A 15,559-nucleotide genomic window follows, 5' to 3' on the forward strand; every position below is an offset into this window, starting at 1 on the left:
CTCTCTGGAAATGACGTGCGTTTCAGTTTGTTTTTTCGAGCGCCCGCACGTCGGGATGGGCGCCTGTTATGAGCGAAACGACTTCCTCGTGATTGGTCTCGGCGGCCAGCCGTTCGGCCACCTTGCGGCCGCGCCGGAACACCACGATGCGGTCGGCAACCTCGAAGACTTCGGAAATGTTGTGGCTGATGAGGACGACGGCACAGCCGCGCGCGGCGAGCCGCCGCGTCAGCGCCAGGACCTTGCGTGTCTCGGCGACGGCAAGGGCCGCCGTCGGCTCATCCATGATGACCAGCCTGGCATTGAGATTGAGCGCCCGGCAGATGGCCACAGCCTGGCGTTGGCCACCCGACAGGCTGCCGACCGGGGCTTCCGGATCGGATATATGGGCGTCGAGTTCTTTCAGTAGGCCATCGACGCGTTGGCGCATTTCCTTGCGCTTGAGAAAGGGAATGCCCAAAATGGAGCGTTTCAATTCACGGCCGAGAAAGACATTTTCGGCAATCGACAGGTTCTCCGAGAGCGCCAGTTCCTGGAAGATCGTCGCGATCCCCGACGACGCTGCATCCTTGGGCGAGGAAAAAGCCACCGGACTGCCCTCGATGACGAGTTCGCCATCGCTGGGCGGATGAGCGCCGGCCAGGATCTTGATGAAGGTCGATTTGCCCGCGCCGTTGTCGCCGAGCAGCGCCAGCACCTCGCCGGAGCGAATTTCCAGGTCGACATTGGCAAGCGCAGTCAGCGCGCCAAAGCGTTTGGCGATGTTCCTTGCCACAAGAAACGGTTCGGTCATGGCGGTTCCCCGGCGACTACGGTTGGCTAGACGGCCTTGCTGACCCAGCGAAGCACGTTGGTCCACAGGCGGGCGTAGCCGGGCCATTCGACAAAGCTGTTGGGCAGCCAGTGCGGGCCGATATCCGACGTCCAGACCAGCGTGCGCCCTTCGCCATGACGTCCGGTGACCAGCAAGGGATGATTGCCCTGGTCCTGCGGCAGCCGCGCCAGAACCTCGATATCGTCCCGATCGCGGGCAATGACCTCGTTAGCGCCGAGCAGCAGCGGCCAGTCACCTTCGATGCCGGCAAAAATCGGATGATCCCTGGGGCCAGTGATCGAAGGCCGGAACCCTTCGGGAATTTCAAGCCGGTCATCGTTGGGAAGGCAGGTCACCGGCAAGGCATCCTCCACAGCCGTGCGATGCCAGCGGGCCTTGCCGTCGATGCCCTGGAAGCTGAAGTAGCCACCGATCATGATCAGACCGCCGCCAGTCAGCGTCCAGTCGCGCAGCAGCTTGAGCCGGTTGGGGACGGTCTTGCCGTGCAGCCAGACATCGGGATGGAGCAGGAGCGAGTTCGCACCAATGTCGGACAGGATGATCGCCTTGTATTGCGACAGGCCCTCCATGGTGAAAGGCAGCTTCTCGACAGCCTCGTGGGCGGGCATGTAGTCGAGATCGAATTCACTGTCTTTCAAGGCGTCGACCAGAGGCGTTGCCCCGAGATGAAAGGTGACGCTGCCGAACTGATCGAACCCCTTGTAGTGGGTCGCCGAACTCACCCAGCTCTCGCCGACCAGAAGGACCTTTGTTTTCGCCATGATCATATTCTCCTGATGTCGTCACTGGGACGGCTGTCTGCGGATGTCTAAGCGTCAATAAGCCATTGATTCAGCTTGCCATCATGGCGTTGTTCGCCAGGGCGGCAGCCTTCAGTGTCGCAAAGTCCGCGATGTATCCCTGCGCGCCTTCGACCGTTGTCGTCAGGCTTGCGCCAATCGCCGCATGGCGGGCGGCATCGTCCAGCGGCGCGCCATGCAGCCACAGGCTGAGGAAGATGCCGGCAAAGCTGTCGCCGGCGCCCGTGGCATCGACGCGATTGACGGGCAGTGCCGGCACCTCGATCTGCGGGCCGCCGTTTGCCGGAAACACGACCGCGCCAAATTCGCCGAGGGTGAGCACAACCGTTCCGCGCCGCTTGATGCGTGACAGCATCAGCCGCACCTCCTCGATCATTGTCGCCATCCGGGAGCGGAAGTCGAAAATCTCCCGCATCATCACGTCGTTGATGAAGGTCAGGTCGATCTGCCTGACCATCTGCGTGAAGGTTTCCGGCGTGCGCGCGCTTTTGGGCAGGCCGGCCGAATGCAGGCTCACCTTCCATCCGGCATGGTGAAAGCGCCCGATGGAAGCGGTCATCGTTTCATAGTGAAAGCCCTCGATGTGAAGGCAGGCCGGACGTTGCTCGGGCTGGATATCCAGATTGGCGGTCAAATCGACCTCGCCAAGCTCAAACGGTTCGCTGATGATCGTGCGGCTGCCATTGCGCTCGATGATCACGATCGCCTGCGAGAGGCGGTTGTTGGGCGTGCTGCGGATCGGCAGGGCGTGGACGCCCAGTTTCGAAAGCGCGCCGAGCGCCCAGTCGCTCTCGGCATCCTCGCCGACCGCTGTCGCCAACTCGACGTCAAGAGCGTAGGGCGCTCCGACACCGGCGGCAGCAACAGCGAGATTGGCCGCAGGCCCGCCCAACGCCTTTTCGATATGGCTGGCGGTGATACGGTCGTCGCGATGCGGCAATACGTCGACCCGGCACAGGAAGTCGACGCTCACCCGGCCAGCGACGAGAAGCCTTGGCAGATGGTCGAGGTTTTTTGGCCTGCGTGGCGCGCGGCCCGGCAGCGAGCGCGCAAACGAGCTCGGCCGATACATCAGCGTGGCAACCGCCTTCTCGATGCGGTCGCGCGTGCCGTCCTTGAGGCCGGCCGTCCCATTGATGAAGTTCGACACCGTTCCGATGGAAACACCGGCGGTTCGTGCGACATCCGCTATGGTTGGGCGCTTGCGTTGCAATTGCCTGGTTCCGATTGAAGCGTTTCAAACGGTAACAGCGGAAATGCCGCCCCTCAACGAAACTGTCTTCTAAAGAATGGGAGATTGTTCCTCTTTATTAGAAGATTGTCCCGAATGAAGGCTTATTCCGGGATCGTTCTTTCCGAAATTGAACAATTTTCAAATTTTCGGCAAAAAGATTGTGCATGCGAATTTTCTGCATCTTATTCATCGTCGAGACCCGTTCGGGCATCGCAGGTCCGATTATCGCGCAATGGATCACGCCGGGTGGGCGCGTTGGCGACCGGCTTTCTTCTCCATGGCCTGGAAACAGCAATGCCGCCGGGCTAGCCCGGCGGCATTTTCTTTGACTGCAGTCGTTCGGGTCGCGATGCCTACGGCGTCGCCTCCGCTTGAAGTGCGGCGGCCGCTTGGTCGATCTTGTCGGCAAGGACGCCCTCGGCCCAAGTCGTGACCTCGGCGTCGACGGGCTTGTTGGCCATCTCCGTCAGCGCCGCGTTGAGCGACGCCGGATCGGTGCCGACCGTTGCCGCCTTAGCGTCCGCCTCGGCCTGGGCCGCCTTCGCATCGGCGGCGTCGACAACGTCCTGCTGAGCGGTGATCTGATCGTTCAGAGCCTGGATTTGTGCAGTCGTGGCGGACGGATCCGACTGCAGCTTGGTCAGATCTGCCTTCAGGCCATCCAGTTCGGCCTGGGCGGCTTCTGCCGTCGCGTCAGCCGCGGCAGCTGCGGCCTCGGCGTTCTGGGCTATCGCGGACTGCGTCACGAAGGCCTGAATGGCAGCGAACTTCTTGCTCTTGGAGTTCATGTAGGCGTTGATGTTGCGCTGCAGCGAGTTCAGCCGCCCAAGCTTGGCATGGATGTTCTTGTCCTTGGGCACGGACTTCGTATTGACCGTGATATCGGTCGTCGTGTCCGTTTCCGCCTTGGCCACCTTTCCTCGGGCCGACGCAGACTTGCCATGCGAGGCCCCGCTCTTGCCATTGCCGTTGCCGCCGGCATTGCCATTGCCACCGCCATTGCCGCCAGCATTGCCGCCGCCGTTGCCGTGCCCGTTGCCGCCTCCGGCGAGCGCCGGAGACGCCAGAAGCGCCAATGCGGCAAGCGCCGCGAACAGAGTTTTTCGGTTTGTCATGGTGTCTCCTCGGGGAATCGCCACCTGCGCCCAACCGCTAGAGCAGCGTCGTATGAGGAATTACTAAATGTGCGGAGTAAACTTTAGACAAAAGCGGTTTCAATCCGCGAGCCTGGCACTCGCATTGGCATTAACTATTTGATATTGCATATAAATATACCGCCTCGGCACTGAAGTCCCATGCCGGCCAGACCATGGTCCTAGTTACCAGCCAGCGGTACTACAGCGGTCGTCGACTGATTTGTCGGAAAGGGGCGTTGAAAACAAGGGAAGTCGGTCACGAAAGCACAGGTCCCGGCCAGATGCGCGATGCTGAAGCCGCCGCTTTGCGGATCGGTGGCTGTCCGGAGACCGCTGCGATTTCTGCGTCGCCATTGACTGGATGTCGGCCTGGTCAGCGTATTCTGGAGCAGCGGCGGTCGCCCCCTAGATCAGCAGCAGGCCTTTCATGCTGGAATGGCCTTTCCGCCCGATGATGATGTGATCATGCACGGCGATGCCCAGCCGCTTGGCCGCGTCGACAATCTCCTTGGTCATCTCGATGTCGGCGCGCGATGGCGTCGGGTCGCCCGACGGGTGGTTGTGGACCAGAATGATCGCGGTCGCCGAGAGGTCGAGCGCGCGCTTGATCACCTCGCGCGGGTAGACAGGCGTGTGGTCGACGGTGCCGACCTGTTGCACCTCGTCGGCGATCAGCGCGTTCTTCTTGTCGAGGAACAGGATGCGGAACTGCTCGCGCTCCTCGAACGCCATTGCCGAGCGGCAATAGTCGAGAAGCTGCGTCCATGACGAAAGGACTTCGCGGCCACGGACCTCGCCGCGCGCCATGCGCTGCGCGGTCGCCGCGACGACCTTAAGGTCGAGCGCCACAGCCGGGCCAATGCCCTTGACCTCCTGCAGCAGGCCAACCGGGGCGCCAAGCACTTCAGCCAGCGTACCGAAGCGCGCCAGCAATGCCTTGGCGACCGGTTTGGTGTCGGCGCGGGGGATCAGGCGAAAGAGCAGAAGCTCCAGCAGTTCATAGTCGGGCAGGGCGTCTGGACCGGCCATGGCAAAGCGCTCGCGCAAGCGGTCGCGATGGCCGAGATAATGCGGCTTTTCCTCGCTCGGCTTGGCCTTCGCAGGAGGCCGGATCGGCACTTCGGAGAAGAAGCCTCGCTCGTCGTCGCTTCCTGTCCCCACAAGCTGCTCCGCATTTTTCTGGCCGGAAGAACCGGCGGAACGAGTTTAAGCCGGCAGGCCGGGGCGGTCGAGCTTGTTGGGCGACAGCGTGAAAATCTCACAGCCGGTGTCGGTCACGCCGATCGTATGCTCATACTGGGCCGACAGTGAGCGGTCACGCGTCACAGCGGTCCAGCCGTCCGACAGGACCTTCACATGCGGGCGGCCGAGATTGATCATCGGCTCGACGGTGAAGATCATGCCGGGCCGCATTTCGACGCCTTCATTGGCGCTGCCATAGTGCAGGATGTTCGGCGCGTCATGGAAAAGCTGGCCGACACCGTGGCCGCAGAAGTCGCGCACCACCGAGCAACGCTCAGCCTCTGCATAGGTCTGGATGGCGGCGCCGATGGCGCCGGTGCGGGCACCGGGCCGGATCGCGGCGATGCCGCGCATCAGGCATTCATGGGTGACCTCCAGCAATCGCTCGGCGGCGCGCTTGATTGTGCCGACCGGGTACATGCGCGAGGAATCGCCGTGCCAGCCATCGAGGATGTAGGTGACGTCGATGTTGACGATGTCGCCATCCTTGAGCGGCTTGTTGTCGGGGATGCCATGGCAGACGACATGGTTGATCGAGGTGCAGGACGATTTGGTATAGCCGCGATAGTTGAGCGTCGCCGGCAGCGCGCCATGGTCCATGCCGAACTCGAAGACGAAGCGGTCTATGGCTTCGGTGGTGACGCAGGGCTCGACCATCGGCACCAGCTCGTCGAGGCAGCGCGCGGTGAGATCACATGCCTTGCGCATGCCGGCAAAGCCTTCCTCGCCGTAGAGGCGGATCTGGCCGGTGTTTCTGAGTGGTGCCGTGGCGGCGTCGAGATAGGTGACCATTTTGTCCGTATAGCCGGTAGGGCGCTGCAAGAGAGCCAACGTGAAAATCTCCCCAGATTTGGCACTTGAAGGCAAAAGGTTCAAGGAAGAACTGCCTGATGCAGCCGCGCACTTCGGGATATTCGCCTGCATGGAGTGATGTCATGCCGGTTTTTGCCCGGCTTGCTTTCCTTTCCGGCCATCCTGCGTTAGGGCGAGTGATGTTTTCGAGACGTCCCTTCACGGCGGCCAAGCGTTCCAGATTGCTTGAAGCGCCGCTGACGGCGGCCTGCTCATGCCTGATGGGCATGGTGCTGCTGGCGATGCTGTGCCTCGGCCGCCCGGACGTGCCAGCCTTCGCGGGCGGTGCGCAAGGCGGTGCCAGCGTCGGCCTGGAAAGGTCTGGCGAGGTGGCGGCGCTGCTGCGTGTCTCCGGCAAGGCGCAAGCGCTGGAAGTTCGCGCCGTTCGACCGGCCGTGGTCAAGTTCGCCAGCGGCCATCCCGCCTTGCCGATTCTCGACGCTGTTTTTCTTTGGGTTGAGCGGACTTCGCCAAAAGCGGTTGTTTCGAGATATGGAGCGCCGTCGGGCCCCAGGGCAAATGCCCACCAGCCGCGTGCACCGCCGACCATCGTGATCTGAGCGGTCCAGAACCGCACCTTCACCTTATAGCTATCCCTGTTCGCGTCGTGACCGTGCGGCGGCTGTCAGCCGTGCACCGGTTGCGCGGCGCGTCATTTCCGGACTATTTCAATGCAACGCATCAAGACATTCAAAACCCTGTCGCGCGGGGCCTCGGCTGCCACGTTCCTCTCCGTCCAGGCGGTCATCTGCATCGGCACCGTCTATTGGGCGGTCGCCGAGACGCTCGGCCTGTCGGCAATGGCGGCACTCGTTCTCGGCGGCATCTTCGCCGTGCCGACGGCATTTGTGCTGATCAAGGCCGTTCGCATGGCTTTTGACGCGGAGACAGATCCGGCGAACCAGTGAGCCCGATGTCGCCCAAAAGCGCGCAGCGGTTTTGGGACGACGGCATGCATGAAACAGAGACTCAAAGCGCGTCGCAGACGGCCGCGCTTTGACAGCTCTTGGCCCCGTCAAGGCGGGGTGGTTCCTGACCGCAGTGACGACACATTTCTGCGCCAAAGCCGGTCAAAGCAACTTTTGACGACGAACGGCGTTGCGTCGGTTGATGCCAGTTCGGGAGATATGGAATGGACAGACTGCAATTCGAGGTGCCGGTGCGGATCGCACCCGCGCCCGGCCTGCCAGTCGAGGAGATTTATGGCGTCGAACAGGCGCTCGATATTCTCCAGGACTGGCCTGTGCGCCGTCAGGGCCCGATCTATCAGAAGGCGTTCAATGCCTGCTTCGGCGCCACGGTGGACGTGGTCAAGACCGAGGAAGCCTGCCGCGCGTTTATGGCGTTTTGTCGTGCCAGCGGTCTAATGGCCAAGGACATGATGATGCCGCGCAAGCGTGGCGGTGAGGCGAGAACGCTGCAGGCCTGAAGGCCGTCGACCGCTTCGTCCGTCCGTTTGAATCGCCAACGATCGCCTTTGAACCCACACGGCGATGTCGTGATCGGACTGTTGCGTCCGATTGCACGAAGCTGCGTCAATGTCTGCGTCGTTAAGCTTCCGTTTCCACCTTCGCAGCTACGCCAGTGCTTGTTCAGCAATGGTTGATTCGTTGCGTCAGTTCATGGTTCGGAAGATGTCTCCAGAAAAAGTCCGTGCGTTCCCGATCGACCGTCAGGTATTTTTGGTCAGAGAGGTTGCCGCCAAGCTCGGCAATCTGCATGGCGAGCCGGCCACCTCGTTCTGGAGGGCAAAGGCGTCGGAGTTGCTCGATCTCGTTGTCGGATCCGGCCGGGACAGAACTGCAGCCAGCGATGAAGTGCGCAGGTTCTTCCTGGCCGTGCAGAGGGAAATGTCGGCCGGCGCTAACGCTGAGTCGACACCAATTCTTTCCGCCTGAGAGCAAAGCCGCCCTACAAGGTTACGCCTTTTTACGCCAAATGCGCGTAAACGCTGCCCGTTGCCGCGACCATGCGACGACGCCGATAGCTCCGCCAGACGGACCTGGTGTCAGTTTGCCGGCGCACAAATCTTGTCGCGAACACAGGCCGTCCGATCCATGCTCCATGGCGGATCACTTGCCGCCGTCGTCACCGTTGCGCTGTTAGCGAATGGTAAACTATTCCCCGCTTTTTGTTCTTCTGGCTGCCTTGCACAGGCTTCGAACAGCCAACGAACCTTTCTTTTGCAAACCAATAGCTTACTGATCAAAAATGAACTGAACTTTTTAGCCATTCGTTCATACATGCGTGTTTTCTAATCCATCTCATGGTCTTCAGTGGCTTTACCCGAATTTGGCTTATAGCGAACGGCATATGCCGGGGTAGGAACGCTAACGTTGCCACCATTTTCGCCCTGACCTTGCCGATCGTTGTCGGCGCCGCAGGCTTCGGGGTGGAGACCTCCTACTGGTACTACAACAGCCTGAGACTGCAGGCGACGGCCGATGCCGCGGCCTATGCCGGCGCGCTCGAACAGATCTCAGGGTCCGACAAGCCGACGATTGTCGCGGCCGCGACCCAGTCGGCGGCGACAAATTGGCTGGGCTCCGGGACGATCGTCGTCAATACGCCACCAGCGTCCGGACCGAATACGGCGAAGAAGGCGGTCGAGGTTATCGTCCGCCAGAACCTCGACCGGATGTTCACCGCAATCTTTACGCAGGGCCAGGTTCCAGAACAGGCGAGGGCGGTGGCCCTCATCACCAATGCCTCGAAGTCCTGCATGACCGCGCTCGATCCGACCGCCTCGCAGGCGGCGTTGTTTTCCGGCAACACCAGCGTGAAGGTCACCGGCTGCGTGGTCATGTCCAATTCGAACGCCACGGACTCCATCAAGCTCCAGGGCTCGGCGAGCCTCCAGGTCGATTGCCTGATAGCGGCGGGCGGCGTCTCTCTCAGCAATCCCGTCACCACTGTCTGCGCGGCCCCGATCACCCAGGCGCTGCCTGCCGCCGATCCATTTGCCGACCTGCCGACCCCGGCGGCCTCGAACCCTTGCCAGAACGACAACAAGGCGACGCTGAGCCCAGGCACCTATTGCAGCGGCATGACGCTGAAGGGCAATGTCACCCTCTCGCCCGGCGTCTATGTCGTTCAGGGCGATCTCAAGATAAACGCCAACGCGGCCATCATCGGCAGCGGGGTGACCATCTTCATGTCGGGCAGTTCGACCGTCAGCATGAATGGCAACGCCTCCGTGAAGCTCAGCGCGCCGACCTCGGGCCCCTATTCCGGTGTGCTGTTCTACGGCGACAGGACCGGCAACAGCGCATCCAGCACATTCAATGGTACAGCGGATTCGCTGCTGACCGGGGCCATCTACTTCCCCAGACAGCAAGTGAATTATCTAGGCAACTTCTCGGGCAACAGCGGCTGCACCCAGGTCGTAGCCAATACGATTCAATGGTCCGGCAGCACAACCATCAACCAGGATTGCACGAGCCTCGGAATGCGCGACATTCCGGCGGCGCAGTCCGTGGCGCTGGTAGAGTAGCCTCCGTGGAACGCCCATCGACTCCGATGCTGAGCGATGATGCGGGCGTTGCCTCGGTCGAGTTCGCGATGGTCCTGCCCTTCCTGTGCGTGGCGTTGCTCGGTATCATCGACGGCTGGTCTTACATGACGAGCTCGCTGTCGATGCGCGCCGGTGTGAAGACCGCAGCGAATCTGATCATGGCAGGATCGACCAATGATACGGCGACCCAGGCCGTTGCCATTTCAAGCTGGGAGAAGCGGCCGGCGGATGGCCAGGTCACGCTAAGCCGGATCTACAAGTGCGGGACGACCGTGGTCGGCGCTGCCACATTGTGCAGTGGGCCGAAGGTGCCATCGGTCTATGTCCAGATCCAGGCATCGGCAACCTGGACGCCGCCCTTCACCTTCGGGGTCTTTTCCGCCCCCAGTGTCATTGGCCACCAGGAGGTGATCCGTGTCCGCTAGGGCAGGCGCGTTCAGGTGGGATCGATCCGGCGGGGCTGGGTTGGAATTCGCGCTGATCGCGCCCTTCCTCATCATTCTGCTGTTCGGGATCTTCGCCTTCGGCTGGTCGATGAACTCCGTGTCCAGCGTTCGCTATGCGTTGGAGACATCCTCACGCTCGCTGCAGCTTCAGAACACGCTGACCCAGGCCGACATCCAAACGATCGCCACACAGAAATTGCAGGCCTTGGGTTTGAAGGATGTGAATGTCACGATCGCCATCGATCCGGCGAGCGGTGGCTTCCGCATGGCGCATCTGACCGCCACCTATGCCTTCGTCATCGACTTCCCCTACCTCAGCTCCTACCCGATCAACTACGCGACCACCGTTACCGTGCCGCTGGTCGGCAGCTAGGCATGTGGCCTGCCTGGGTGTGGGCTTTGGCGGTCAAGTGACGCAAGCCTGGTCACTTGCTATTCAGGGATCATCGGAAGTCAGGGACACGGTGGCAGCAGGCCGCCGAAGACGCGGTTGCCGTCAACGCCGGTGTCAACAAGGCCCAACTTGACCCATTGTGTTGCCGGGCGCTTCATTATCTGCAGGGCACTTTGAACACTCCAGAACTCAATGAATTGGCAAGCCTGTTGGGGGCAGACAAGCTCTCGTATCGACTCCGGTCGAAGAGAATTCCGCAATAGTCAGGCAACCACTTCAAGATTTTTTCTATGGGACCGTCTGTCACTCGTTCGTTGGTAACCTGCAATGCGATGCGCCTAAGGGAGACACCAGGGCCAAAAGTCGCCTCGAGGTTGCGAGGGTCGACCTCTTTCACCGACTTTGGGTCGGAAAGATCATCAAAAGTCAGGAGTTGCGGGTAATAAATGTACGGTACGAAGCCTGTCCCGCGCTTGGTGTCCAATGCACTGAGAATCTGGGAATTTGTGGCGCCCTTCTGGAAATGGAAGGAAACGACCGCGCGCTCGGCCTCATCTTGGGCGCGAATCACCGCGAAGAGATATCTGCCAGGCGAGACCTCCACGAAGGATGCTTCCCCTCTGATCTCGCTATGAATACCGCCCGCCGCTGAAATCGGGATCCATTTCGGCTCCGTGTTGGCGTAAATTGCAACGGTGCTGCCGCCAGTTTTGGCGCCGGCCGGAGTGTCGACCTCCAGCACGAGCTTCTGATGCCATTCCCAGCTTCTGAATCCAAGCAGTCTCGGACCCAGGAACCAGATAGCAAGAGCGGCGGCGACAACAATGGCGATAGTCTTGTTGCTACGTGTCAACAGCAGGCCTCCGCCGATAGTCACCCAATTCGACTATAGATTCGATTCATGAAGGAAGACTTGGGTCGGCGCCGGCAGCCGTGCCTATGCCGCCATCAAGCGCAATGGCGTCGCTGGCCTCGCGCCCAAAGCCAGGATCGGACGCCCGCTGTTCGCAGGCGTGTATTTGCCGGATATTCGACACATCCGAACAAACGACAACAAGTGCTTGAAATCTCTGGTACGCCCAAGGGGAATCGAACCCCTGTTACCGCCGTGAAAGGGCGGTGTCCTGACCGCTAGACGATGGGCGCGCTCAGATGAAAGCGGCTTATACTGACGTTGCGCGCAACCGGCAACCCGTCAGTTGCCGCCTTGGACAACTTTTTTCCAGCCTTTTCAATCAGGGATTTCGCCAGGTCCGGCATGGTTCCGGTATCCCGCGAGCCATGCCGCGTGGCCGGCCTGCAAATCTGGGCAGAATGGGGAAGACTAGCCGTCGCCGCCGCTGCGCCTACGGCAGCGCCAGTTCCAGTCGCGCTCGGGGCCGACGTCGACGTGCACGGATTCGGTGTGGCAGTAGGTGCCGACGCCGCCGCGGCCCGGCATGGTCCTGATGTAGCTCGCCAGCTCCCATTTCGAAACGCCGGGGACCTGGATGTCGGCAGCGGCGCAATACATGTGCAGCGAATTCTTGGCGCCATTGGCGCGGCGGTTGCGGGCCGGGTCGCGATAACCCGAGGTCACCACCATCTTGCGGCCGTAGTGGCCTTCGATCGTCTTCAGGACCCGAACCAGCGACGGCTTCAGGCAAGCCACATCGACGCTCTCGTTCTGCTTGAGCAACCCGTTGGGCGCCAGTCGGGCAAGGCCGGCGGCGGACGCAACCTGATAGGAACCGCCGATTGGACCCTCGTCCTCATTGAGGTCAACGTCGCTCTCATCATCGAGGCCGGACTTGCGCTTGATCTCGAACAGGGCCGTCTGGCGCACGCCGGGCAGCGCATCGCTACCGGTTATGTGGCCGGTATCGCCGCCGATCGAAGCCAGTTGCACCGGTTTTGCCGTGGAATTGGCCGAGGCCAGCGTGATGATCGGTTTTGCCGCTGCTGGCTCAGGCTTGGCTTGCGCCGCGGGCGGCTCGCCCGACCTTGTGTTGATAAGCGGCGCCGGTGCTGCCGAAGCGGGCGTGGCGCCAAACATCGAGGCCAGGAAGCCCCTTTTCTTCGGCGCGTCGGCCTGCGGCATCTCGCCTGCCGTCACATAGACCGGATTGTCCATCGCCGGAGCAGCTGTCGGCTTCGGCGCGTTCACGCCGGCATCGGCCGCAGCAATCTGTTGGGCAACCGCGTCGGTCTGCTGCGCCGTCTGCGCCGGCTGCTGCAGGGATTGCGGGGTGTTGCCGGCGATCGTCTCGGTGCCTGCCGGCGTGGTCAGCGGAAAGGCGGCCTGCGGCTTGGCTATCGGAACGTAGGCGACCTTCTCGGGAAGCGCCGTATCGCTCGCTGTCATCACGATCGTCTGCTCGGTCGTGGTCTGCGTCGAATCGACGACAGCAGTCGACTTGCCACTCGAGGCAGCGCTTATGTCCGATGCAGTGGCATTGTAGCCGGGCATTCCAACCGACATTGTAGGGTCGCCGGCCGAGGTGCAGGAAGCCAGAAGCACGGAGCAGAGCGCTGCCACGATGGCGCGGCGTTCTCCCTTTGCGAGGCTCCAACCTGCTGGTTTCAAACTCAAATTCCCCCTCGATGTCCGGTCGGTATATCCTCGTGCAGCACTGATGTCAGCGTCGAGGTGACCTTTGTCTCCGCTCCGGAAACGAGACCTGTGTCAAATCCGCAAGCCTGGAAGTATTTTTGCAGAGATTGCCGAATTACGACTGCTTGATGGTTGACGACACCATTTCGCCCGCTTTTACCGGCCCGTCAACTCACCAGACATTACAGTCCGTTACACACGCACTTTCACATAGGTGCCGGGAGCATCTCCCAAGGTTTTCATATGCTTGCCGGGTTTGCGGGCCGGCACGCGGGTGTTGTCCTTGGCCTCTATCCAGTTTTGCCAGTGCGGCCACCAGGATCCGGGATGGTCGGTGGCCTTGGCTATCCACTGGCCGAAGTCGCCCGTTGGCGTCCCCCCGGTCCAGTACTGGTACTTGTTGGATGCCGGTGGATTGACGACTCCGGCGATATGGCCCGATCCCGCCATCACGTAGTCGACCTTGCCGCCGAAGTATTTCGAGCCGAGGAACACGGAAAGTGCCGGCGCGATGTGATCTTCCTTGGCGGCGAGGTTGTAGATCGGGATGGTGATATCCCCGAGTGAGACCGTGTGACCCGCCAGTTCCATCATGCCTTGCGACAGGTTGTTCTCGAGATAGCAGTTGCGCAGGTAGAAAGAATGATTGGCCGCGCCCATGCGGGTCGAATCGGCATTCCAGTAGAGCAGGTCGAAGGGCAGGGGATCCTTGCCACGCATGTAGTTGTTGATGACATAGGGCCAGATCAGGTCACCGGAGCGCAGCATGTTGAAGGCGGTCGCCATCTTGGTGCCGTCGAGGTAGCCCTTTTCGCTCATCGACTTTTCCACCGCCGCGACCTGCTCCTCGTCGACGAACACTTTCAGGTCGCCGGCGTGGGTGAAATCGACCTGCGTGGTGAAGAAGGTGGCCGATTTGATGCGGTCGTCACCTTCTTGCGCCATCAGCGCCAGTGCCGCCGCCAGCAGCGTGCCGCCGACGCAATAGCCGATCGCGTTGACGTCGCGTTCGCCGGTGGCCTTCTCGATTGTGTCGAGGCCGTATTGCAGGCCCTCGCGGATATAGGCTTCCCAACCCTTGGTGCCGTGGCGCTCGTCGGGATTGATCCAGGAGATGACGAACACGGTGTGGCCCTGTTCGATCGCCCAGCGGATGAAGGATTTCTGCGGGTTGAGGTCGAGGATGTAGAACTTGTTGATCCATGGCGGGCAGATCAGCAGCGGTCGCCTGAGCACAGTCTCGGTCGCCGGATCGTACTGGATGATCTCGGCGACATCGCTGCGGCCGACCACCTTGCCGGGGGTGGTGGCGATGTTCCTGCCGATCTCGAAGGGCGAGTAGTCGGCCTGGCGCAGCTTCAGGTCGCCTTTGCCGGCGGCGATGTCCTCGGCCAGCATCTTCATGCCGCGCACCAGGTTTTCGCCGTTCGAGGCGACGGTTTCGCGAAACAGTTCCGGATTGGTCAGGATGAAATTCGACGGCGAGATGGCGTTGGCCACCTGCTTCACGTAGAAGCCGGCCTTGTGGCGGGTGTGTTCGTCCAGGCCATCGGCGTGCTCGACCAGGTCGGCCGCCCAGCGCGAGGTGACGAGATAGGCCTGCTTGAGAAAATCGAAGAAGGCGTTTCGGCCCCATTCGGGATCGAGGAAGCGCTTGTCGCCACGCTCCGGCTTGACTGCATCCTCCGTCGCTTCCGCGGCGTTGCTGGTACGCTGAATGGCGTTGGCCCAGACGGACATATAGCCGGAGAACAGCCGCGTCTGCGCTTCCAGCGCGCGCTGCGGATCGGACAGCCAGTATTCGCTGAGCTTGGAGAAGGTCTTGACCATGTCGACTACCGGCTCGGCGACGTGATCGCGCACGTCGCCTTTTTCGCGCGGCTCGGCCCATGCGGAGGCCGCCTTGCCGGCTTGCTCGATCATGCGCGCCATGTTCAGGGCGAAGCGTTCCGGGTCCTTCACCAGATATTGCTCGACGGTCGAAGGCTCGTCATCTTCCGCTTTGCCCGAATCGGGTGTTTTGGACATGGTTCGCGGGGTTCCTCCCGAGGCCTTTTCTTGACATATTAACATGGGACATCCGACCGGGTCCAATCTCGCTCTACCCCGGCTGCCAAGGAAACAATATGACGATTAACATTGGCGAGACTGTTTTTTTCGGTGCTGGACGTTTTTGCCGCATCGGTGCGGCAATCGTCGTGCTGGCGATTGCCGGATGCTCGAGCACCAGCGGCACGACGTCGGTCGCGGCGGGCACCGGTCCGAAGGATACCGGGACCTTTCCGAACCTGAACATCAAGCCGCAAGTGGCGGCGCCGCAGTTCACCGATGCCGAGAAGAACGCCAAGCTTGCGCAATTGAAGGCGGATGAGAGCGCGCAGGGGGCAAAAAACGCCAGCCCCGACGTGGCCGACCAGGCGGCGCTCACCGATCTTGCCAAAAAGCATGGCGACGAAACACTGAAGCAGATCGAAGGCAAATGCGACCCCGCCCTCGACCCTACCTGCAAATAA

Annotated in this window: 19 protein-coding genes and 1 tRNA gene; 8 read left to right on the forward strand and 12 right to left on the reverse strand. The window is 61.4% G+C overall.

What is annotated here, in order from left to right:
* Positions 1–22: 22 nt before the first annotated feature.
* From AC1RZR_RS19710 to map, 6 genes are all read right to left on the reverse strand, one after another.
* On the reverse strand, positions 23–793 hold the full coding sequence (locus AC1RZR_RS19710; protein WP_481825678.1) for an ATP-binding cassette domain-containing protein: 771 nt from the start codon (positions 791–793) through the stop codon (positions 23–25).
* Between the two features lie 26 nt (positions 794–819).
* A complete protein-coding gene (locus AC1RZR_RS19715) occupies positions 820–1,596 on the reverse strand; it encodes a glutamine amidotransferase (RefSeq protein ID WP_481825679.1) in 777 nt (258 codons plus the stop codon).
* A 70-nt stretch (positions 1,597–1,666) separates the two neighbouring features.
* Positions 1,667–2,848 carry a carbohydrate kinase family protein gene (locus AC1RZR_RS19720; RefSeq protein WP_481825680.1) on the reverse strand — a complete coding sequence of 394 codons (1,182 nt, stop codon included), beginning with the start codon at positions 2,846–2,848 and terminating at the stop codon, positions 1,667–1,669.
* Positions 2,849–3,222: 374 nt separating this feature from the next.
* Positions 3,223–3,984, reverse strand: coding sequence for a hypothetical protein (locus tag AC1RZR_RS19725; protein ID WP_481825681.1), 762 nt, complete (start codon positions 3,982–3,984; stop codon positions 3,223–3,225).
* Positions 3,985–4,410: 426 nt separating this feature from the next.
* Positions 4,411–5,166, reverse strand: a complete 756-nt coding sequence (gene radC, locus AC1RZR_RS19730) for a RadC family protein (protein WP_481825682.1) — start codon at positions 5,164–5,166, stop codon at positions 4,411–4,413.
* Positions 5,167–5,211: 45 nt separating this feature from the next.
* Positions 5,212–6,039, reverse strand: coding sequence for a type I methionyl aminopeptidase (gene map / locus AC1RZR_RS19735; RefSeq protein WP_481829083.1), 828 nt, complete (start codon positions 6,037–6,039; stop codon positions 5,212–5,214).
* Between the two features lie 200 nt (positions 6,040–6,239).
* Between map and AC1RZR_RS19740 the strand changes: the two genes are divergently transcribed.
* The 4 genes from AC1RZR_RS19740 (at position 6,240) to AC1RZR_RS19755 (ending at position 7,997) form a co-directional block, all read left to right on the forward strand.
* Complete coding sequence (locus AC1RZR_RS19740) at positions 6,240–6,659, forward strand: hypothetical protein (protein ID WP_481825683.1); 420 nt, start codon at positions 6,240–6,242, stop codon at positions 6,657–6,659.
* Positions 6,660–6,770: 111 nt separating this feature from the next.
* Positions 6,771–7,007, forward strand: a complete 237-nt coding sequence (locus AC1RZR_RS19745; RefSeq protein ID WP_481825684.1) for a hypothetical protein — start codon at positions 6,771–6,773, stop codon at positions 7,005–7,007.
* A 224-nt stretch (positions 7,008–7,231) separates the two neighbouring features.
* The gene (locus tag AC1RZR_RS19750) at positions 7,232–7,528 is read left to right on the forward strand and encodes a DUF982 domain-containing protein (RefSeq protein ID WP_477279198.1); all 297 of its coding nucleotides are present in this window, start codon (positions 7,232–7,234) and stop codon (positions 7,526–7,528) included.
* A gap of 109 nt (positions 7,529–7,637) precedes the next feature.
* On the forward strand, positions 7,638–7,997 hold the full coding sequence (locus tag AC1RZR_RS19755) for a DUF6074 family protein (RefSeq protein ID WP_481825685.1): 360 nt from the start codon (positions 7,638–7,640) through the stop codon (positions 7,995–7,997).
* A gap of 110 nt (positions 7,998–8,107) precedes the next feature.
* On the opposite strand, the gene AC1RZR_RS19760 is transcribed toward AC1RZR_RS19755, so the two are convergent.
* Entirely contained in the window at positions 8,108–8,344 is a 237-nt protein-coding gene (locus tag AC1RZR_RS19760; RefSeq protein WP_481825686.1) for a hypothetical protein, read from the reverse strand.
* A 21-nt stretch (positions 8,345–8,365) separates the two neighbouring features.
* Here AC1RZR_RS19760 and AC1RZR_RS19765 point away from each other — a divergent pair, with 21 nt between their 5' ends.
* The 3 genes from AC1RZR_RS19765 to AC1RZR_RS19775 are packed head-to-tail and all read left to right on the forward strand — an operon-like array spanning position 8,366 to position 10,432.
* Positions 8,366–9,592 (forward strand): TadE/TadG family type IV pilus assembly protein, encoded by a 1,227-nt coding sequence (locus AC1RZR_RS19765; protein ID WP_481825687.1) that lies wholly within the window; start codon positions 8,366–8,368, stop codon positions 9,590–9,592.
* 26 nt (positions 9,593–9,618) lie between these two features.
* Positions 9,619–10,038 carry a TadE/TadG family type IV pilus assembly protein gene (locus AC1RZR_RS19770; RefSeq protein WP_481825688.1) on the forward strand — a complete coding sequence of 140 codons (420 nt, stop codon included), beginning with the start codon at positions 9,619–9,621 and terminating at the stop codon, positions 10,036–10,038.
* A complete protein-coding gene (locus AC1RZR_RS19775; RefSeq protein ID WP_477279206.1) occupies positions 10,028–10,432 on the forward strand; it encodes a TadE/TadG family type IV pilus assembly protein in 405 nt (134 codons plus the stop codon). Before AC1RZR_RS19770 ends, AC1RZR_RS19775 begins: the two co-directional genes overlap by 11 nt.
* A 178-nt stretch (positions 10,433–10,610) precedes the next feature.
* Here AC1RZR_RS19775 and AC1RZR_RS19780 read toward each other — a convergent pair whose 3' ends face one another.
* The 5 genes from AC1RZR_RS19780 to phaC all read right to left on the reverse strand — a co-directional run bounded on the left by AC1RZR_RS19780 (position 10,611) and on the right by phaC (position 15,074).
* The gene (locus AC1RZR_RS19780; RefSeq protein WP_481825689.1) at positions 10,611–11,306 is read right to left on the reverse strand and encodes a hypothetical protein; all 696 of its coding nucleotides are present in this window, start codon (positions 11,304–11,306) and stop codon (positions 10,611–10,613) included.
* 218 nt (positions 11,307–11,524) lie between these two features.
* A tRNA-Glu gene (locus tag AC1RZR_RS19785) sits at positions 11,525–11,599 on the reverse strand.
* Positions 11,585–11,713 (reverse strand): hypothetical protein, encoded by a 129-nt coding sequence (locus AC1RZR_RS19790; protein WP_477279210.1) that lies wholly within the window; start codon positions 11,711–11,713, stop codon positions 11,585–11,587. The genes AC1RZR_RS19785 and AC1RZR_RS19790 overlap by 15 nt, the downstream gene beginning before the upstream one ends.
* Positions 11,714–11,777: 64 nt before the next feature.
* Entirely contained in the window at positions 11,778–13,025 is a 1,248-nt protein-coding gene (locus tag AC1RZR_RS19795; RefSeq protein WP_481825690.1) for a YcbK family protein, read from the reverse strand.
* A 213-nt stretch (positions 13,026–13,238) separates the two neighbouring features.
* Positions 13,239–15,074 (reverse strand): class I poly(R)-hydroxyalkanoic acid synthase, encoded by a 1,836-nt coding sequence (gene phaC / locus AC1RZR_RS19800; protein ID WP_481825691.1) that lies wholly within the window; start codon positions 15,072–15,074, stop codon positions 13,239–13,241.
* 170 nt (positions 15,075–15,244) lie between these two features.
* On the opposite strand from phaC, the gene AC1RZR_RS19805 reads away from it, so the two are divergent.
* Complete coding sequence (locus AC1RZR_RS19805; protein ID WP_481825692.1) at positions 15,245–15,559, forward strand: hypothetical protein; 315 nt, start codon at positions 15,245–15,247, stop codon at positions 15,557–15,559.

Source organism: Mesorhizobium bavaricum (genome assembly GCF_056781655.1).